The sequence below is a fragment of the Faecalitalea cylindroides genome, assembly GCF_028321995.1.
Taxonomy (GTDB): Bacteria; Bacillota_I; Bacilli_A; order Erysipelotrichales; family Erysipelotrichaceae; genus Faecalitalea; species Faecalitalea cylindroides.
This window is the reverse complement of record NZ_JAQLXG010000001.1, coordinates 66295-86764: the sequence shown is the minus strand read 5'-3', so window position 1 is coordinate 86764 and position 20470 is coordinate 66295. Positions and strand designations below refer to the sequence as shown.

At 33.6% G+C, this 20470-nt stretch carries 24 protein-coding genes; 4 read left to right on the top strand and 20 right to left on the bottom strand.

The features are described 5' to 3' along the window. Nucleotides 1-143: 143 nt before the first annotated feature. The 4 genes from PND65_RS00550 to PND65_RS00535 all read left to right on the top strand — a co-directional run bounded on the left by PND65_RS00550 (nucleotide 144) and on the right by PND65_RS00535 (nucleotide 3212). Entirely contained in the window at nucleotides 144-1397 is a 1254-nt protein-coding gene (locus tag PND65_RS00550; RefSeq protein ID WP_035403768.1) for an ATP-binding protein, read from the top strand. A gap of 107 nt (nucleotides 1398-1504) precedes the next feature. Beyond that, nucleotides 1505-2110, top strand: a complete 606-nt coding sequence (locus tag PND65_RS00545; protein ID WP_271990042.1) for a hypothetical protein — start codon at nucleotides 1505-1507, stop codon at nucleotides 2108-2110. 194 nt (nucleotides 2111-2304) lie between these two features. Then, complete coding sequence (locus PND65_RS00540) at nucleotides 2305-2661, top strand: hypothetical protein (RefSeq protein WP_271990044.1); 357 nt, start codon at nucleotides 2305-2307, stop codon at nucleotides 2659-2661. 68 nt (nucleotides 2662-2729) lie between these two features. Further along, nucleotides 2730-3212 (top strand): SRPBCC family protein, encoded by a 483-nt coding sequence (locus tag PND65_RS00535; RefSeq protein ID WP_087159196.1) that lies wholly within the window; start codon nucleotides 2730-2732, stop codon nucleotides 3210-3212. A gap of 725 nt (nucleotides 3213-3937) precedes the next feature. On the opposite strand, the gene PND65_RS00530 is transcribed toward PND65_RS00535, so the two are convergent. The 20 genes from PND65_RS00530 to rplO all read right to left on the bottom strand — a co-directional run bounded on the left by PND65_RS00530 (nucleotide 3938) and on the right by rplO (nucleotide 20459). Then, entirely contained in the window at nucleotides 3938-5632 is a 1695-nt protein-coding gene (locus tag PND65_RS00530; RefSeq protein ID WP_271990045.1) for an AIPR family protein, read from the bottom strand. 360 nt (nucleotides 5633-5992) lie between these two features. Beyond that, on the bottom strand, nucleotides 5993-6859 hold the full coding sequence (locus PND65_RS00525; RefSeq protein WP_271990047.1) for an FRG domain-containing protein: 867 nt from the start codon (nucleotides 6857-6859) through the stop codon (nucleotides 5993-5995). A 113-nt stretch (nucleotides 6860-6972) separates the two neighbouring features. After that, nucleotides 6973-8877, bottom strand: coding sequence for a P-loop NTPase fold protein (locus PND65_RS00520; RefSeq protein ID WP_271990049.1), 1905 nt, complete (start codon nucleotides 8875-8877; stop codon nucleotides 6973-6975). A 676-nt stretch (nucleotides 8878-9553) separates the two neighbouring features. Further along, the gene (gene rpsI, locus PND65_RS00515) at nucleotides 9554-9961 is read right to left on the bottom strand and encodes a 30S ribosomal protein S9 (protein WP_035403826.1); all 408 of its coding nucleotides are present in this window, start codon (nucleotides 9959-9961) and stop codon (nucleotides 9554-9556) included. 13 nt (nucleotides 9962-9974) lie between these two features. Continuing rightward, complete coding sequence (rplM, locus tag PND65_RS00510) at nucleotides 9975-10412, bottom strand: 50S ribosomal protein L13 (protein ID WP_015535540.1); 438 nt, start codon at nucleotides 10410-10412, stop codon at nucleotides 9975-9977. Between the two features lie 91 nt (nucleotides 10413-10503). After that, nucleotides 10504-11331, bottom strand: a complete 828-nt coding sequence (locus PND65_RS00505; RefSeq protein ID WP_035403824.1) for a histidinol-phosphatase — start codon at nucleotides 11329-11331, stop codon at nucleotides 10504-10506. Nucleotides 11332-11342: 11 nt separating this feature from the next. Continuing rightward, a complete protein-coding gene (gene truA, locus PND65_RS00500) occupies nucleotides 11343-12074 on the bottom strand; it encodes a tRNA pseudouridine(38-40) synthase TruA (RefSeq protein ID WP_271990052.1) in 732 nt (243 codons plus the stop codon). Further along, nucleotides 12071-12871, bottom strand: coding sequence for an energy-coupling factor transporter transmembrane component T family protein (locus PND65_RS00495; protein ID WP_015535543.1), 801 nt, complete (start codon nucleotides 12869-12871; stop codon nucleotides 12071-12073). Before PND65_RS00495 ends, truA begins: the two co-directional genes overlap by 4 nt. Continuing rightward, a complete protein-coding gene (locus PND65_RS00490; RefSeq protein ID WP_015535544.1) occupies nucleotides 12864-13724 on the bottom strand; it encodes an energy-coupling factor transporter ATPase in 861 nt (286 codons plus the stop codon). The genes PND65_RS00495 and PND65_RS00490 overlap by 8 nt, the downstream gene beginning before the upstream one ends. Continuing rightward, nucleotides 13700-14527, bottom strand: coding sequence for an energy-coupling factor transporter ATPase (locus PND65_RS00485; RefSeq protein WP_087158637.1), 828 nt, complete (start codon nucleotides 14525-14527; stop codon nucleotides 13700-13702). The genes PND65_RS00490 and PND65_RS00485 overlap by 25 nt, the downstream gene beginning before the upstream one ends. Before the next feature lie 65 nt (nucleotides 14528-14592). Then, nucleotides 14593-15048, bottom strand: coding sequence for a hypothetical protein (locus PND65_RS00480; RefSeq protein ID WP_271990055.1), 456 nt, complete (start codon nucleotides 15046-15048; stop codon nucleotides 14593-14595). A gap of 2 nt (nucleotides 15049-15050) precedes the next feature. Continuing rightward, complete coding sequence (locus tag PND65_RS00475) at nucleotides 15051-15632, bottom strand: O-methyltransferase (protein ID WP_015535547.1); 582 nt, start codon at nucleotides 15630-15632, stop codon at nucleotides 15051-15053. Nucleotides 15633-15664: 32 nt separating this feature from the next. After that, on the bottom strand, nucleotides 15665-16027 hold the full coding sequence (gene rplQ / locus PND65_RS00470) for a 50S ribosomal protein L17 (protein ID WP_015535548.1): 363 nt from the start codon (nucleotides 16025-16027) through the stop codon (nucleotides 15665-15667). An 11-nt stretch (nucleotides 16028-16038) separates the two neighbouring features. Further along, complete coding sequence (locus PND65_RS00465; RefSeq protein WP_271990057.1) at nucleotides 16039-16989, bottom strand: DNA-directed RNA polymerase subunit alpha; 951 nt, start codon at nucleotides 16987-16989, stop codon at nucleotides 16039-16041. 25 nt (nucleotides 16990-17014) lie between these two features. Then, the gene (rpsK, locus tag PND65_RS00460; protein WP_022356035.1) at nucleotides 17015-17404 is read right to left on the bottom strand and encodes a 30S ribosomal protein S11; all 390 of its coding nucleotides are present in this window, start codon (nucleotides 17402-17404) and stop codon (nucleotides 17015-17017) included. A 19-nt stretch (nucleotides 17405-17423) separates the two neighbouring features. Continuing rightward, nucleotides 17424-17789, bottom strand: a complete 366-nt coding sequence (rpsM, locus tag PND65_RS00455; protein ID WP_035400116.1) for a 30S ribosomal protein S13 — start codon at nucleotides 17787-17789, stop codon at nucleotides 17424-17426. A gap of 19 nt (nucleotides 17790-17808) precedes the next feature. After that, nucleotides 17809-17925, bottom strand: a complete 117-nt coding sequence (gene rpmJ / locus PND65_RS00450) for a 50S ribosomal protein L36 (RefSeq protein WP_081683596.1) — start codon at nucleotides 17923-17925, stop codon at nucleotides 17809-17811. Nucleotides 17926-18053: 128 nt separating this feature from the next. After that, entirely contained in the window at nucleotides 18054-18704 is a 651-nt protein-coding gene (locus tag PND65_RS00445) for an adenylate kinase (RefSeq protein ID WP_035400114.1), read from the bottom strand. A 20-nt stretch (nucleotides 18705-18724) separates the two neighbouring features. After that, nucleotides 18725-20020, bottom strand: a complete 1296-nt coding sequence (gene secY / locus PND65_RS00440) for a preprotein translocase subunit SecY (protein WP_015535550.1) — start codon at nucleotides 20018-20020, stop codon at nucleotides 18725-18727. A gap of 1 nt (nucleotide 20021) precedes the next feature. Then, entirely contained in the window at nucleotides 20022-20459 is a 438-nt protein-coding gene (gene rplO / locus PND65_RS00435) for a 50S ribosomal protein L15 (RefSeq protein ID WP_015535551.1), read from the bottom strand. Nucleotides 20460-20470 lie beyond the last annotated feature (11 nt).

Below are 20470 nucleotides of genomic sequence, written 5' to 3'. Positions count from 1 at the left end.
AATTGATTAAAAGTGGCAAATGTGACAAAAAAAGTCAATATAAATATTGATTTCCCATCTGGCAGAGATCATAATAAAAGAAATAGTTGTTCTTTTGATTAAAAACGGCAAATGTGACAAAAATAATCAGCGAGGTGAACCTTGTGAATATAGCTAGAGATAAATACTTAAGAGATTTGATCAATCGCATGAACAACGGAATGATCAAAGTTGTGACCGGTATAAGAAGATCTGGGAAATCATACTTATTGTTTAAACTGTTTTATGAGTATCTTTTAAGTCAGGGTGTTTTGGAATCTCATATTATCAAGATCGAATTAGATCAAAGAAAAAATCGGATATACCGGGATCCGGATGTCATTCTTGATTATATCGAAACTCTTATTGAGGACGATAAACAATACTATATTCTTTTAGATGAAGTACAGATGCTCAATGATTTTGAAGAAGTTCTCAATTCTTTATTACATATCTCTAATGTCGATATCTATGTAACGGGTTCCAATTCTAAGTTCTTGTCAAAAGATGTGATCACGGAGTTTAGAGGCAGAGGTGACGAGATTCATGTTTTCCCACTCACTTTCAAAGAATTTATGCAAGTATATGACGGAGACATGTATCGTGGCTTTGCGGATTATATTGTTTATGGCGGACTGCCGCTTATTTCGACTATGAAAACAGAAACTCAAAAAGTAAATTATCTAACCAACTTATTTAATGAGACTTATTTAAAAGATATTATTGAACGTAACCATATTGAAAAGACTCAGGAATTAGAAGATCTAATCAATGTACTAGCTTCAGCTATTGGTTCTTTGACCAATCCTCCTAAGATCCAGGCTACTTTCAAAAGCTCTATTGGATCAGCGATAAGTATAAATACGATTCGACAATATATTGAATACCTGGAAGATGCCTTTATTATCTCTAAAGCACAACGGTATAATATCAAAGGCAGAAAATATATCGGAACGCCTTTAAAATACTATTTTGAAGATATCGGTCTTAGAAATGCAAGGCTCGGCTTTAGACAAGTCGAAGAAACGCATCTTATGGAAAATATCATTTATAACGAATTAAGATATCGGGGATATAGTGTTGATGTAGGAGTCGTAGAAAAAAGAGAAATGAGTGAAAATGGAAAGCAAATTCGGAAAGCGCTGGAGATCGATTTCGTTGCGAATTTAGGAAGTCAAAGATACTACATCCAATCAGCGCTCAGTATGCCGACACCTGAAAAACAGATACAAGAAAAAACTTCGCTCATAAACGTTGCAGATTCTTTTAAAAAAATAATCATTGTCAAAGATATTGTGAATGTCAAAAGAGATGAAAATGGCATTGTGACAATGAGTATCTATGATTTTCTATTAAAAGAAAACAGTCTGGATCTATAGAATCGCACATTATTTTTGATATCAATACTTTAGCCAGTAGTAGACAAACATATTTAAAGAGACTTTATTTAAAGGCGGGTACAGTTCTCAAAACGTGGGTCGTTGTATTGAGAAGATCAAAGAAGCTTTTAGACGATTTTGAAATCAAAAAAGATCTAAACGGAAAGAAGGGGATGCTTTTGGAATCGCATGTAATTATATTGATTATCATGGGTGTTGTTTTGATGGCATGGGTGATCTTTTGCGGGATCTGTTTTATCCGGCATAGTAGAGATGTCATTGTTTCAAATGATTTTGTTGCGCATGTACAGTGTGAAACGTGTGGCACACATTACGATGTCGATGCTTCAGAATTTACAAAAACCCATTTTTCAAAACACCGAAGCGTAACGAAAACCAAGGTTGAGAAAGGGGCCTTGGTTAATCGGCCTCATTATAATTATTATGCCAAAAAGCTTCACTGTCCAAAGTGCGGTAAAAAACAATACGCCCAAGTCCTCAATGTCAATGAGATCAACCGCATGACAGAAAAGTTCATGCTTCGATCGGGGCTTCGCTGGTTGATTATCATGGCGATTGGTGGTACCATCATTTTGGCAGTCGCCTTTATCCCAATGCATTTTTTCGATCAGGCAAGAAAACAAAGCATCGAAGATCTAAAAGAGCAGCGTTATGACCAGTTTAGAGAACGATATGGAATTGAGAAAAATTAAGCTCTAATCCTATAACTCTTTCGGCATTGAAAAAAGGTCTGGCACCTTGTATAGATCCTTCCTTTTTAAAGATTTGTCGGATGTATGCGATTTACAACGCAAAAACATTAAGAAATCTTAATATATAAAAGAAAAACGCTTGTCATTATTATTATTATGTATAATGTCCTCGCGCATTTGCGCAGGGAGGATATATGAAATCAAATTCTACTATGAAAGTATCAGGGATCTTAATGATTCTGTTTGGCATTGTTTATGCTATCTTAGCGATTATGGCATATACAGGAAGCGTGCAGGGACTTTTACCAGGACATGAAAGTCAGGAAGTGATGGTTGCGGTTTTATCTGCAGCGGTAGCTCTTTTGGCATTGATTGGTGGTATCTGTGCCGTTATGGGAAATAAACCGGTCGCAAAAGTGATTGGATTTGTTTTTGCTGCTGTTGGTTTAGTTTCTTTGATCTACCTTCAGTTCACTCAGAATGCTTTTAATATTGCGGACTGCATTGCCGTGGTATTAGGAGTAATGCTGTTTACTTCTGCAAAAGAATAATTTTATGATCAGATCATGTTCGTGATCTGATTTTTATTGTAAAAAAAAGAGGAAAGGAAACCTATTCTATGAAATTTAGTACAGTTAAAGAATTTCCGTTTTCAATGGAAACGGCATGGAAGGCCTTGCAGGATCCTGCCAAATTAGATGTTGAACCAGGGACAGAAGTACGGATCATTTCTCCGACAAAATGGGAAGCAATCAATGACGATGTGGGTTCTGTATCGACATATTGGGCTACATTTGATGAAGAGAACAAAATCGTAAAGATCGAAAGCACCAGCAATAAAAAACACGATCATGATTTTATCTATTTCAAGTTAAAAGAATTGTCAGACAATGAAGTGAGTTTGGAAATGGATGTTGAAATCAATACCGGTGTTCATTTGATTGCCAAAGCTCTTTCAAAACTGATTGAAAAACCAACAAAGAATATTATGTCCAAACATGTATATCATAATTTTGAAGCCTTGTGTCTGGGAAAAGAAACCAAAAAGATGACACAGGAAGAACTCAAAGCCGCTGCCCAGAAAGAATACGAAAAGAAATAAGAAAAATATTCTGAATTTGGTATTTTAAGCTTTCAAAATGTGAAAGCTTAATTTTTTTATAATATGATTAAAGGCGAAAATTATAGGTGGTGCAAAAGATGATCAATCGAAAAGAACTTAAGAAAAAAGCCTCAAGACTTTTATACTTGAGGCTTTTCTTTAGGTGTGCGTGCTGAAAATTAATTGTGGAGTTAATATTGTTGCCTACTAGCGTGCTACGTGCTGCCTACCGTTTAAAATTCAGCACTGCCCAGAGTTTTTCAGAAGAAACAAAAAACCACCCGAAACCCCATAAAATAGGGCTTTGAGTGGTTTTGAGTCTCTTTGCGTTTTCCTGAGAAATCCAAGAAAATTAACGTTTTGAGAACTACGAAACCTTATAAAATAAAGGTTTTCATGTCTTTTTGTTGCATACTTGTTGCATTGCCAAAACAATCCAGGCAATTAGAGTTAAAGAAATCATCATATTTATTAAACAATAAGAATACTAAAAAGCATTAATCTTATTCAATATTGGTTTTAATTAACCACATCACAATCTCTTTATCTTCGGCCTTGAAATTGCTACTAATCTTGTTAAAGTCGCTAAAGCAGCGTTATTAATTCTTTTTTCCTCCCTTTTATAACACACTTTATTATTTTCTAAGAAGTATGAAAATATGGCTACACTAACCCCTTAAAAAAACAAAAATTTCGAGAAGATTGCTTATTTAACTAAAAAACATTTAATTTATATTTAATAATCGATCTATATTATCTATAAAACTAGGGCTTTTAGCTACTTGCGCATTTCCTCCAAGTTTTTTATATTCTTCGTATATACAGATTTCCAATTCATCAATAAATTCAAGGGTTATTGTTTCAATATTTAAATCTTTAAAATCTGCAAAACATATACGTTTCTTATTTAGTGTTTTAGCTACTACTGCATAAATTAGATAAAATAAAATATCATTCACCTCTGTAGACTTTAAATTTGCATTCTTTTTTAGATGCAATTGAATTTTTCTACCTAATGAAGCAATCTTAAAATAAGCATCTAGATCCTGATTATCTTCATATAAAAACTTATATGTATCATTATCTGATAAAATCGTTGAAGGCCTAGCTCGTGAGAAATCTGGTTTGCGCAAAATAACACTTATCATACATTGTGCTAAAAAAGAAACGCTGATAATATCAGAAGCTTTTATATTTAAATTCTTATAGTAATTTTTCCTTCTATCATAATATAATCCTCTATTTTTAAAATACATCTCTATTTGCAAATGTATTGGATCAGTAACTCGTAAAGAAGATTTTGGTATATTAGTTTGATTGTTAGTAGCAAAAATAATTCTATCTCTAGATTCTTCACTTGACGGAACAATTATTCTTACTAATAAATTTCTTTTTTCATTTTCTAGTAAATCTTGATTGTTTGTAAAATAATTATATATCTCTGTCGATGTTTGTAGTCCATTAACAATTTCAGGATTTAACAGTACTAATTCTCTATTAGTTACAGGTGTCACTTTTTCAGTTAAAATTGTAACTCCATTATTTAACCACCAAAAATCTTCTGTTAAATCATTCGACAATGTATCAGCAATGCTTTTATTTACTGTATTTTTCCCTTGATAATCTCGAACATTAGCTTCAAAAAAACTCTTTCTTAAATTATTTTCATCAGTAATAAATTGATAATATTCAGCTAAATTAATTAATGCAACATACTCAGTATTACGTCCTAATGTAATAGGTTGATCTGACAATTTCAAATTAATGTTTATTTCACTATTAGTATTATATAATTCCATTAATTTATCTGCACCTATAAATGTAACTCCAACATTTGCAGAAGGATACATAGATTCTACATCTAAACATAGTTCATCTGCTTGATTTCTTACATTAGGGTGAACTTCATTTGCTAATGTCACATAGTAATATTGTATATTAATTTTTATCTGTGCACGGATAAACTTAGTAACAACATCTCTAAACATCTTAAAAGCTTCTCTTACATTCTCATTATACCTACTTGAAAATTCATCAATATTTTTTGACATATCCATTAAATTAGAAGAAGTAGTTTTCCACTTCATAATAGAATCTTCTTTAAAACTCGTAGTATTCTTTGATTGAATGATAACAAAATTCAATACCGCTCCTCTTGGTGAAGTCAAGGTGGTGACTTGATCCTGTGTTACTAATTCACTATTCAAAAAAAGAAATACTGCATCGCATCCTCCATCATTTCCATCGCCCATCACATGATTTTCAATTTCTTCATCACTTAAGGAATAATTTTTCAAAACTTGTGAAGCTGAAAAAAACTCGAAATATGATGATTCATTTGTATACGAAATTGACTCTTGATATTCTTGTTTAACACATTCTTTCAATAGTATTTGAGTATTTGATAAACTTCCAGACACTCTTCTACACCTCCAAATATTTGATTTTTGTTTGTTACATTATACTATATAACATTACAATAAATCGCAAAAAATAATTACAATAAGTTTTTTATATTTTATTTACCCATATCAAAGAATTGTCATGAAGTTTTTGTCACTCACTTATCACATTGCTAATACCTGCTCCAATAACTAAATCCTTCTAAAACATAAGGATTGATGTTACATATGCTTTCTCACTTAATCATCTTTACTTTTATCAAATTCTCTTAGCATATTTTCTGTTTCAAAACTCATTTTATGTGACTCTTCAAATTCTTTTACTTGCACATTTTCGATATAAAATGCTGTTTCACCTTTTAATTTCTTATCAATTATTTATTTATACTTTTCCCATATATACTTTAATTGATGCTCAATATCCGGAAATAGACTTTGTTCATTTATACCCATTAAATCTAATTGTTTTAAAATTTTTTGTTTTGAGTTAGATGGAATTATTATCTTTTTACTTGCGTGCCATAATTTTGTGTTATCTTCAAACTCAATAGGCCCAAAATCGTAGTATTTTCTACCGTACGTTCCTATATTATTACTTATTCTTGAATTAATTTGTTTCATTCCAAACAAGAAAAACGCTCCATCTTGTGCAGAAAGCCTAGTGTTTTGTTTTTTAGGAATTACCGCAAATTCCGGTATTGTTAAAATTTGTAATAATGATTTTGAGTTATCTGGTATCGTTATTCCAACACAAGAAGAATATCTTTTAGTAACCTCCTCAACAAATTTGTCAAGCCATAAGTTTTGTGGAGTATGTTCAAAAATAAAATCCATTACTATACTAACAAGCAAATCATCTGACCATGATGCTGGTATATTAGGAAATATATAAACAACTCCATCATTATCTAATTCTCCTTTGCCTGAGCAAGCAAAATATAATGCTACCAAAGGATTGGCGGATACATCTAGTAATCTTGTAGGGAAACCAAAATGCTGTAATTTAGCTAAAATATTAAATCTATCGGTATTAAATTCTTCCGGGTATTTGTGAAGTATTTCTTGAATCATAATGCCCTCTTTTTCCAACATTCCTTCACGATATAATTTTGGAGATAATTTCCAATCTTTATTTGCTTGACCTCGAAAAAAAGTAGATGGTACAACATAACGTTGCATAGGGTACAATGATTCTAAACCATCCAAGAAATTTATGTATTCTGAAACAGATTTAATTTCATCCATAATTCTAAACAACTCTCCTTTCGATTTACTACTCCTTGTGTTAGCTCACGAATATTAATTTGATTGGAATTTGTAGATATGCATTATTCTAAATTAATACTATTAAAGATAAATCATTTGATTTCTAGAGATTTCTTTATTTTCGCTATTTGTTGTTCAATGTTTCCTATCCATATTTGTATCACTGGATCCAACGAATCCTTTACCTCGTTCATTTTCCTATTGAATAGATCTAGAGATTCAAGATTTTCCTGTAGCGCCGGATTACTTTCCCATTCGTTTATTCTAGATAGATACACTTTATTTAATGAATCAAAAATACAACATAATTCTGAACCGTAATTTGAATTTTGAATCTTGTACAACAATCCATCTACAATCTTATCACTTAAATAATTAATATTTTGTATAGTAAAATCATCTAAATTACGTACTGCTTCTTTTTCAATCGAACAACAATCATCAAAGGGATTGATAATATATTCATCCATGTTATCAACTGATTTTAATATTTTAATATATTTTTCACGAATATTCTTCTCAACATTGTTCTCAAGGAACAAATTTTGTAAATCTATAATCACTGTTTTTAATTCATTTCGTTCATGAATAAACAATCTTAATCGATTAAGAAAACCATTTATTAAACTATCATCAACTATATTCTTTTCTTGCAAATATACAAAACTACTTAATATTTTTTTATACATAAATGGATCAATTTCATATATATGTGTAGTTAAATAATTAATATTTTTTCTAATCTCTTCTGTATTCCAATTAAACCAATTGTAGATAACATTTATTGCTGAATCTATTTCACTTTTAGAATTAACACTATCATAGTATTTCCAAATTGTCTGTACAAAATTGATATCAACAACATTAACACGCCCTCTGATATAATCAACCAGATAGTCTTCTAACAGATTTAATTTATTACTTCTTTTTATACTTACCTTAAAAAATAAACACTCTTGAAAAAAATGAATATTTATATCTTTAATAAGCTTATCTATTTCTCTATTTGAAGATGCTTTACTATTTTTTAAGCATTCAAACAATCCTATTATTTTACTTAAATAGAATTGATAAGTTCGCAAATTTTTGTGCTTATTATTAATCATGATTTTGGCAATTTTTTCTGTAGAAGAATCGAAAATATTAGTCAATTCTCTGTAATAACTCTTATTACCTTTTGACGATAGAACATCATCATGAATTTCTTTAATTACATTATTCAACCTTAAGTCAAAAGTATATGTTATTCCTATTACTTTTTCCTTAATTAAGGAGTATTTACTCTTTTCTGAAAACAAATCTTTAGCTCGCTGTCTTAATTTTTCATCATCAATCAGCTCTTTAGGCACATTTTTATGTTCATCATCATTTCTTAGAAAGACATCCTTTAATAATTTTTCCATTTTATCGGTTGAATCGTCTTGTTTTTCCTTAATAATTATATTTGAATCTTTCGCAACAAGATACTTTAGTTCTAGATTACTTGTTTCATAATCAATTTCTTCTTCATTAGCCAAAATTATGACTTTATATTTTTGATGTTCAACTAATCCATTTACATATCCCAGGGTCTCAACGACCGGGATTGTAGATCTTTCTAAATCATCTAAAATTAATACGAGATCATTCCCTTCAAGAGAGTTTTTTTTAATCAAGTTCAGTGCCTGATCAACATACTTTCGATCTATTCCTTTTGATTCTAAAAGATCTAAAGCTATAGAGGTCCCAATCTTTGTTATCTCATATTTTTTCTTATATTCTTCCCCAAAAATATATTGAAGTTTTATCTGTTTATTTAAATCATTAATACTCTCTAATCCATATAACGATATATAAATACATTTCTTATTCTTTGCAACAACAGATTCATTTATGTATTTTTTTATAAAGAAAGTTTTTCCGCAGCCCCATACACCATCTATCAGTATTGCATATGAATATGTATTGTCCTCTAAATATATATCTAGCAATGAATTTAAACTATTTTGATTATTCACGCTATTCCTCCTTCTTACTAAAGTATATAGCACATTCATTTGATTTTACATAGCCAATCCACACAGTTGGATTTTTTGTTAGAAAGAAGACAAAAACCCTTCACCTTGATTAATTTTTGTTTTAGAGTAACTTTGTTTATGACAATTGGCATAAAGCCTTCATTCCTCTACCACAAAATTATATCGTATTTTCTATTATTATTTTATCTATTGCATATATGAGAATGTGTACTGGGAGTTTTTCATCTTATGCATTTATTACCATATTTACTTTGTTTAAACAAAAAAACTCAAATATATTAAAAGCTGATAAATAAAAGCTTTTGTAGATTTGAGTTTCTTTTAATTTATCTCTGACAAACATTAAATTAACGTTATTGTACTACTAAATACGATAGATAGGAGTTATAGAGATTTTGTAGCTAACTTGCTGCATTTTACCAAACCGAAAGATTGAACTTATATTTACATTATGTAAAAAAAATATCTATTAAAAAAGCCAGATTCAAAATTATGAGTCTGACTTTTTTATCAAACATTACACTGTAAAAAAATATGTGTTGCATACCGTTCGAAATACAGCCTAACACAAAAAAACTCAAATCGAGTTTTAGCCGATAAATAAAGGCTTTTGTCGATTTGAGTTTCTTTGAATTGTTTTGAATATTCCCAAAAATTAACGTTTTGAGAACTGTGGAGCTCTACGAGCACCTTTAAGACCGTATTTCTTACGTTCTTTAGCACGTGGATCACGAGTAACGAATCCTGCAGCTTTTAATACTGGACGATAGTCTTCATTACATTCCATCAATGCACGAGTAATACCATGACGCATTGCTCCTGCCTGACCTGTGTATCCACCACCATACACATTGATCATTACATCGAACTGATCTAAAGTGTTTGTCAATTCCAATGGTGATTTAACAACCATACGTAAAGTTTCCAATGGAAGGTATTCTTCCAAAGTCTTTCCGTTTACTTCGATATTTCCTGTTCCTGGGCGTAAAAAGACACGAGCAACAGATGTCTTACGACGGCCTACACCGTGGTACTGAACGCTATTTGATTTCTTTGCTGGCATTCTCTATTCCTCCTTATCCTTTCACCTTTAACTCAACAGGCTGCTGAGCTGCATGTGGATGTTCACTTCCTGCATAAACAAATACGTGAGTACGTTGTTTATCACCTAATTTAGTGTGTGGAAGCATACCCTTGATTGCTCTTTCTACCCATTCAACTGGATATTTTTCTTTCATTTCTTTGGCAGTACGAACACGTAATCCCCCAAAGTATCCAGAATGATTGTAGTATTTTTCTGTGTTAAGTTTGTTTCCAGTCATATCGACTTTGTCAGCATTCACAACGATTACATAATCACCGCAGTCAACATTTGGTGTATATGTAACTTTGTGTTTACCTCTCAATACATGAGCACAAGTTGTCGCAAGACGACCTAAGGTTTGTCCTTCTCCGTCAACTACATACCATGTACGTTTTACATCGGCAGGTTTTGCCATTGTTGTTTGACGCATATTTATTCCTCCTTGATTTGAGCGTTACCGGGGCTCAAAAGGCCAGAGTTTAGCCATCTACTATCATATTCAAAACGACTTTAATTGTCAATCAGAATTCAAGGTTATTTAGTGCTTTTTTTGCTTTTATTGCTAAATAATCCACTCTTTTTATATCATCTATAATTTCCACATTATATTTTGATAAATTATCCAATGCCTTCATATAGTTTGTCTTGTTTAAATCAAATGGCTGGTGGGAATCCATACCAATGATTGCTTTATTCTTATATTGAGATGCAATCTTCCAAAAACGTGAATTTGGATATGCATCGACTTTATATCGTTCATTATACATCATACCTAGAACATTATATTCTAAAGGCATATCTAATTCTTTTGCTGTTTGACAAATACGATGAAATCCAATTTCAACCGTTTCATTCCAGCCTAAATACTTATTTCGCATGATCAATTCAGGATGTGCCAAATAAGCGTACATTCCTGTTCTCATTCCTTCAATACAACTATCAAAGTAAGATTGCACATATTCTGGTTCAATGGAACCATAATAAATCCCTGTTTCATCACTTTGATAATAATGATTACCAAAAATCAAATAATCAATGTCTTCATCTATACAAAAATCTAACATCCAATCCATCTTATCAGGAAAATACTCTGCTTCCATTCCTAATCGGATATTGATGTCTTTTGCATATTTTTTCTTCAGATTCATGATACTGCTTTTGTAATGAGGAAATTCCTGTTCTTTCATTCGAATCCAGGGAACAAATCCCGAATCATATTTCCAACAACAATGATCCGCAAAACCAAGGATTTCAAAATCATTTTCTATGGCTTCCAGTACATATTCCTCATCACTTCCATTAGCATGATTACACCGCCATGTGTGTGTATGAAAGTTTGTCTGCTTCATCTTTTACCCCTTTAATAATTAACATGTACTAAATACAATCCATTTGGACTTGCGTTATAACGACAAGCACTCTTATCCTTTTTATCGAGTATTCTTTTTACTTCTTCTATATCTATTTTATTTGAACCAACCATGATCAAAGTTTCTGTCATCATACGAACTTGATATCTTAAAAAACCTGTTCCTTCATAAATAAAACGAATATCCTGATTCTCTTCAAAGATATCAATTCGTGTAATGGTCTTGATTCTAGGTTTTTTTGGATCAATCTTAGATGAAGAAAAACTTGTAAAATCATGCGTTCCCACAAGATATTCAGAAGCCTTTCTCATAGCTTCTATATTTAAAGTATGATTTAATATTTCCTTATATTTATATACGAATGGATTTGCTTTTTCATACGTGCAAATATAGTCATATCGTTTTGATTTTGCACTAAAACGAGCATGAAAATCATCTGCTTCCATGCTGACTTTTAAAATACGAATATCTTCTGGCAACAATGCATTCAAGGCCATCTTATAACGATCCGGTCCAATTTTTTTATCTGCCTCAAAATGAAACACCTGACCTAAGGCATGAACTTTGGCATCGGTTCTTCCACTGGCTGTGATAAAAGTTTCTTTTTTATGAATCGTAGTAAGTGCTTTTTCAATCACTTCTTGAATACCTAATGCATTTTCCTGCTTTTGCCATCCTGCATAGTTTGAACCATCATATGCAAGTATTACTTTGTATATCATAATATAACCGCCAAAACGATACACAATACTAAAAGTGCTATTGAAGAAAGTAATCCAACATAGTCAATCCCAGTCATCTTTAAGACTTTATATCTTGTACGCTCCTGCATAGGATTATATCCTCTTGCTTCCATTGCATTGGCTAATTGATCAGCACGATCAAAGCTGGATACAAATAAAGGTACGATCAACGATAAAATAGCCATTACTTTCTCTTTGATCGTTCCATTTTCCATATCTACCCCACGAGAAGCCTGTGCATTCATGATTCTTTGCGTTTCTTCAATTAATGTAGGAATAAAACGCAAGGCAATAGAAATCATCATCGCAATAATATGAGATGGCAAACCAATCTTTTCAAAAGGCTTTAATAGCTTTTCAATTCCCAATGTTAGATCTAATGGTTTTGTGGAAGCAGTCAATATCGTTGTCATAATGATCATTAGAGTTAAACGAACAACAATATAAAGAGTTTGATAAATCGCATCTGAATAAATGCTAAACCAACCAAGCTCAAACCAAAGTGTTCCAGTTTTTATAACTAAAATATTGATGACCAAAAGAAATACCATCATCCAGATCATTGGTTTCATAGCTCTTAAGGCAAAACTTAGTTGTAATTTTGATAAAAATAAAGCTACCAGAATAAACAATGATAACAACACATATCCCCAAACACCTGCTGGAATAAATACCGCAATCATCAAGAACAATAGAATCATGATCTTAGCACGTGGATCCATTTTATGAACAACAGAGTTTAAAGGCATATATCTTCCTAAGGCAATATTATTCATGAATCTTCACCTGCCTTTTGATGCATTTTAAAAGTCCATCTTCATCAATGATTTCATCTGGAATATCAAAGCCAGCCTCTTTTAAACGCATCTTCAAACGAATGATACTTGGTGGATTGATTCCGATATTGACGATCCATTCAGGATGTTCAAAAAATGTTTTTACATCGGAAGTCTGTTTAACCGCACCATGATCCAATACAATAACATGATCACAATACTTCATGACATGTTCCATATCGTGCGTTACCAGAAGAACCGTCTTATTCTGTTCACGATTTAAGCGCATAAATAATGTCATCATTTCCTTAGCGCCCTGTGGATCTAAACCAGCTGTAGGTTCATCCAATACTAGTACCTTAGGATCTAAGACCAAGATACCTGCAATTGCTACACGACGTTTTTGACCACCTGACAGTTCAAAAGGAGATCGATCTAAATACGACTCATCCAATCCAACAACCGGCAAAATATTGCGAACAAGCTGACTTGCTTCAGTCTCTTCTACACCAAAGTTTTTAGGTCCAAAGGCAATGTCTTTTTCAATCGTTTCTTCAAATAACTGATATTCTGGAAACTGAAAAACCAACCCAACCTCTTTTCGTAACTGTTTTACATCTTTTATTTTCAATAATGGCTGGATATGATAACCACAAATATCTAAAGTACCTGCCGTTGGAATCAATAAACCATTTAAATGCTGAACAAGCGTAGATTTACCAGAACCCGTTTGCCCGATAATCGCAGTTACTTTCCCTTCTGGAATCTCAAGATTGATTCCTTTTAAAGCAGCATGCGAAAATGGTGTATTTGGATTATACACATGTTCTAATTGGTGGATCTTAATTGACATAACTCATTCACCACCTCGTCTAATGTACAATAACTATCCTTAAAAATACCTTCATTTTTTAACTTTTCAGAAAAAGAAAGTGCAAAAGGTAGTTCTAACTTCATTTCTTTTAATTTACCTTTGTGTTCAAAGATTTGTTTTGGTGTCCCCTGCATTTCCACTTTTCCATCTTTTAATACTATTACATATTCACTTTGAGCTACCTCTTCCATATCGTGTGTAATAGATAAGATCGTTATATTACGCTCATCATGAAGTTTTTGAATTTGTTCGTTGATACTTGCTTTTCCTTGTGGATCTAACATGCTTGTAGATTCATCAAAAATGATTATATCTGGTGCTATAGCCAAAATACCAGCTATTGCAACTCTTTGTTTCTGTCCACCTGAAAGCTTAGTAGGTTCACTATCTAAAAAATCGCTCATATTTACACGAGCAGCTACATCTTCTATAATTGCCTGCATTTGTTCTTGAGGAACACAATGATTCTCTAATCCAAACGCAATATCATCGGCAACCGTTGAGCCGATAAACTGATTATCCGGATTTTGAAAAACGATACCTACATGATTTCTTAATGAATATACATTTTCTTCATTTAAAGTATTACCTAAAATCTTTATTTCCCCGCTTTTAGCTTTTAAAAGACCAATCAAGAGCTTAGCAATCGTACTCTTCCCGGATCCATTATGACCTACGATCGTAGTATAACTTCCCTTGGGAATCTCAAAAGATACATCTTTTATAACATCATTTTGTCCATCGTATGAAAAGGATAAATGCGAAACTTCTACAGCTGACATTTTAAATCCTCCTATTCTTTTTAAACGTTATAATTATACAAGCCTATATAAAAAAAGCCAAGGATTTACTTGGCAAAGTAACGATATCCTTGGTATGTAACTTGACTTTTCTCCATGGCTTCTTTGAAATCGTTCAATAGAACAGTGAATGCATCATGTGTGATGGCATCATTATAAATCACTTCAACAAAACGATCTTGATCATTAATTGTAGAAGTGATCGTTCTTAAAGTTAATTCATTCTTAAATTTATTTGCTTCTTCAAAATTTTCAAAACTAAAAGTGAACGTTAATGGTAGAATGTTTTCCTTCTCATTTTCCAAAGCATACAAATCAGCTTCTAACTTTGTTAATGACTCTGGTTCTTTCTTTGGAACATCGATGATAACTGTATCATCTTCTGGCATTAAAAATTCATCTAATTCTGCTTGACGTTTTTTATCGCGCGATTTCTTTGTGGCAATAGCTGCCCCGGCAGCTCCAATAACGCCTACACCTAATAAGAACTTAAGAAATTTCATACTTATTTCCTCCTTGTTACGGCAACTCCATCCCCCTTTGAATATAGAGTAGTCTCAAATTCATCAAGAGAAGATAAGAATTCGTGATAGTTACGAATCTTTCGTACCAAATCCTTGGTATTCTTATTATTTGTATTTTCCGGATGTTCAACCAATCCATGAAAATACATGTTGTCTGTAACAATTATACCATTAGAATTTAAAAGTGGAGAATATTTCTTAAAAAAACGTGTATATTGTGCCTTCGCTGCATCAATAAAGATACAGTCAAATTTTTGATCAGGAAGTTCTACTTCTAAAGCGTCTCCTTCAATGAGAGTAATCTGATTTTGATATCCAGACTGCTTAATGTTAATCTTTGCCTGTTCAATCATTTCAGGATTTCTCTCAATTGTCACAACACGCATTTCAGGATCCAAAGAAGCAACACGAATTGCTGTTCTAGCTATTGCAGTTCCTAATTCAAGAAACGACTTACAATTATATTCCTTAACTTTTGCAATCAAAAGCTCCACACCTTCATCCATCATTACAGGAACATGGTTAGCTTTTGCAAATTCATTCATCTCTTTTTCTAAGTTCATTTTTTCACCTTTTAAAAAAGTGAAGTAGTTTCCTACTTCACGAATTGAACGATTGCCATTGGTGCTGCATCTCCACGACGGATTCTTGTCTTGATCACGGTTGTGTATCCACCGTTTCTTTCAGCATATCTTGGCCCGATTTCATTGAACAATTTCTGCAATGCTGTTGTTCCTTCGTCATCCACTTCCACATTTCTTACATATGCTGCTGCCTGACGACGTGCATGTAGATCATTGCGCTTTGCCAATGTTACCAGTTTATCCATCACTGCACTTAATTCTTTTGCCTTCATCTCTGTTGTTTCGATCTGTTCGTTTTCAATCAAAGATGTTGCCATGTTTCTCAATAGTGCTTTTCTGTGATCAGCTGTTCTTCCTAATCTACGATTCCACATAGTTGCTCCTCCTATTCATTACTTGCTTTAAAAGATAAACCTAGTGAATAGATTTTCTCTTTAACTTCCTTTAAAGACTTCTTCCCTAAATTACGAACATGAATCATTTCATCTTCCGTTTTCTGAACTAATTCTTCTACTGTTGTTATACCTGCACGTTTTAAGCAGTTGTAAGAACGAACCGATAGTTCAAGATCTTCAATCATTTTATGTTGAATAGAATTTGAGGAATCCTCAACTTCCGTTTCAACATTTTCTACTTCTTCCAAAGCAGATTCATTCATATTCGCCAAAATCTCTAAATGATCTCTTAAAATCTTTGAAGCAATAGAAAGTGTTTCAGATGGCTTCAATGTACCGTCTGTTTCAATTCCCATTGTTAAAGTATCATAGAATGCTCCTTCTTTTTCTACAGAATCTGAGTTGTAATAAACTTTCTTAACTGGAGAATAAAGAGCATCGGTATAAATAACTCCAAGAGGTTGTCCTTCATTTTGATACAGACGTTTGTTTACATCTGCAGAAACAAATCCTCGCCCTAAGCGTGCCTGAAGTTCCATTTCAATAGATCCACCTTCTGATAAAGTACAGATTGGCAAATCTGTATTCAATACTTCTACACCTGTTGGGCACTCAATATCCTTGCCATAAACAACGCAAGGCCCTTGTTTATTAATTCTAAGGGTATAAACGTCATTGTCATTGATGTCAATTTTTAAGATAAGTTGTTTGATATTTAAAATGATAGAGGCTACATCTTCCTTGACACCATCGATTCCCGTAAATTCGTGATAAACACCATCAATTCGAATATTGTACACAGCAGCACCAGGAATTGATGATAATAATACACGACGCAATGCATTTCCCATTGTTGTACCAAAACGTGGTGATAATGGTTCAAAAAGGAATTTTCCATTTGTATTTGTTTCTTCTATTGTTTTAATGGCATAGTCTGTCATTGGGACACCTCCTTATTATTTTCTCTTATCCACGAGGTCGTTTTGGTGGACGACATCCGTTATGTGGAATTGGTGTTACATCATTGATCATTGTGATATCTAGTCCAGCTACCTGCAACGCTCTTACCGCTGCTTCTCGTCCTGGTCCAGGTCCTTTTACTTCTACGCTCACAGTCTTCATTCCATGATCCATTGCCGCTTTCCCGGCTGCTTCTCCTGCCAGCTGCGCTGCATATGGTGTGCTCTTTCGGCTTCCCTTGAATCCTAAGGCTCCTGCACTGCTCCATGCTACTGCATTTCCCGCCTCGTCTGTGATCGTTACGATCGTATTATTGAAAGTTGAGTGGATGTGTGCACATCCGCGTGCTATATTCTTCTTTACACGACGTTTTCTTGTCTTCTGTACCTTTGCCATATCCTTCTACTCCCCTTTCTTACTTCTTCTTGTTGGCTACTGTCTTAGCCTTCCCTTTTCTTGTTCTTGCGTTTGTCTTCGTTCTCTGTCCGCGAACTGGCAATCCTTTTCTGTGGCGGATCCCTCGGTAGCATCCGATTTCCATCAATCGCTTGATGTTCAGCTGTACTTCTCGTCTTAGATCCCCTTCGACCTTGATCGCATCGATCGCCTTACGGATCGCGTTCAACTGTTCTTCGCTTAGATCCTTTACTCGGATGTTTTCATCTACGTTTACTTCTTCCAATACTTTTTCTGCAGTTGGTCTTCCGATTCCATAGATATATGTCAATGAGACCACTACTCGCTTATCGTTTGGAATATCTACTCCTGCTATACGAGCCATGTTTTTCCTCCTACTTTACTTAGTTTCCTTGTCTCTGTTTGTGTTTTGGGTTCTCACAGATTACCATGATGCGCCCCTTGCGTCGGATTACGCGACACTTGTCACAGATTGGTTTTACAGATGGTCTTACTTTCATTTCTCTGTCCTTTCCTATCACGTATTTAAAGTACCTTCTAAAATGCGTATATAAATATACGGATTTTAGCAGAAACGTGATATATAAAATAACGCAAGCAAATTGCGCCTATTTATTATAAGCGCAATCTACTTGTTTTTCAAGGTTTCTTTTAATTCAGGCCATATCGCATCGATAGCTTTTGAAGCATCAATACGAGAAACCATGCCTTTTTCTTCATAATATGCGATTACCGGTTCGGTATTTTTTGCATATTCATCTAAACGAACTTTCAAGCTTTCTTCATTATCATCTTTTCTTTGAGTCAATGCACTACCACATTCATCACAAACACCTTCTGTTTTTGGAGGTTTTGAATAAATGTTAAAGATAGCTCCACATTTTTTACAAAGACGACGACCTGTGATTCGGCGAGTCAGTTCATCAAATGGAACATCCATAACTACGATTTTTTCAACAGCTAAGTCTGTTCCTTTTGTCATTTCTTCAAATGCTTTTGCCTGATCTAAAGTTCTTGGATATCCATCCAACAAATATCCATTCTTTTTATCAGCTAAATGGCTCAAGTATTCTTTAACCATATTATTAGTAATCTCATCAGGTACAAGCAAACCTTTTTCAGTGTACGATTTTGCCTGCAACCCAAGCTCAGTCTCGTTAGCAATATTTTCTCTGAAGATATCACCGGTTGAGATGTGATTCAAATTAAATTCCTCTTTGATACGGCTTGAGAATGTTCCTTTTCCTGAACCAGGAGCACCCATGATAAAGATATTCATACTTTTACTCCATAGACTACTTAGTCTTCAAAATATTTTTTATAAGATTTTTGTGTGATCAAACCTTGTACTTGTCGTACGGTCTCAATTGCAACACCGACAACAATGATCATTCCAGTTCCACCAAGAGCCATGCTAGTTGGCATATCAGTCCAGATAAGTGGCATGATATGAGGTAACACCGCAATCAAAGCCAAACAAATTGAACCCAGTACTGTAATTCTTGATAACACCTTATTTACATAGTTCTTAGTTTCTGTTCCTGGTCTAACACTTGGAATGTAAGCACCAGATTTTCCAAGATTTTCACTAATTTTTTCAGGATTGATCTGCATCTTCGTATAGAAGAATGTAAAGAATAAAATTAACAACACATAGATTACTAATGAATACCATGTTTGTAATCCCAACCAATCCTGCATCGTACGAATGATGTCATTAGTCGGGAAAAAACTTGCAATTTGTAATGGTGCCATCATCAAAGATGAGGCGAAGATTACTGGAATAACACTTGCCGAGTTAACCTTTAGTGGAAGATAATTACTCTCACTACGTTTGCTTAACTGAATTGAACTTGAAGTATATTGAATTGGAATTCGGCGCTCTGCAGTATTGATCAATGTAACAAAAATAATGATCAATAGATAAACCAAAATATATCCTGCAAATAACCAGGCTCCATTTTCAATTGTACTTTCTGCACCAATAAGTGTTGTCCATGCATCTGCAAATTGTTGAGGCATACGACCTACGATACCAGCCATAATTACCATTGAAATACCATTACCAATTCCTTTTATCGAAATTTGGTCACCAATCCATACAAGGAACATACTTCCTGCAGTAAAGATCGTAGCAATGTACATGATCTTAGCCATGGTAACTCCACCTTCGATCAAAGTCGTATAGGTTTGAGAGAATCCATAAACTAAAGAGAATGATTGAACAAAAGCAAATACAACAGCTAAATAGCGAGTGTATTTATCCAATGTCTTTCTTCCCGTTGCCCCATTCTTTGCAAGCTCAGATAAATGAGGCACTACATCCATGCTTAATAATTGAATGATGATAGAAGCTGTAATATATGGTGTAACACCCAACGCAAATATTGAGAACTGCTCCAAGCCACCACCACCAAGCAGATTGATCATTGCGAATAACGAATTATCTTCGATACCCGCAACAAGATCTGCTGTATTTACATCTGGTACTGTAATAGCTGAACCTAATCGGTACACAAGAAAGGCAAATAATGTAAACAAGATACGATTACGAATATCTTTGTTTGTAAATATTGCCTTGCCACGGAATGCCATTTTAGATCTCCTCGGCTGTTCCGCCTGCTTTTTCGATTGCTTCCTTTGCAGATTTAGAGAATTTAACAGCTTGAACTGTTAATTTTTTAGTTAATTCACCATTGCCTAAAACTTTTAATCCACAAAGTTCTTTCTTAACAATTTTTTCTTCAATTAGAAGAGCCATATTAACAGTTGTTCCATCTTCAAAACGGTTTAATGTTTCAACATTTACAACTGCATATTCTTTACGATTGAAGTTAGTGAATCCACGTTTTGGTAAACGTCTTGCTAATGGTGTCTGTCCACCTTCGAAACCAAGACGAACGCCTCCACCGCTTCTTGCTTTCTGACCTTTCTGTCCACGGCCAGATGTTTTACCATTTCCGCTTCCAGGTCCACGACCTACGCGGTTTCTACTCTTGCGAGCTTCGGTACTAGTCATTTCATGTAGTTTCATTAACTTTGTCC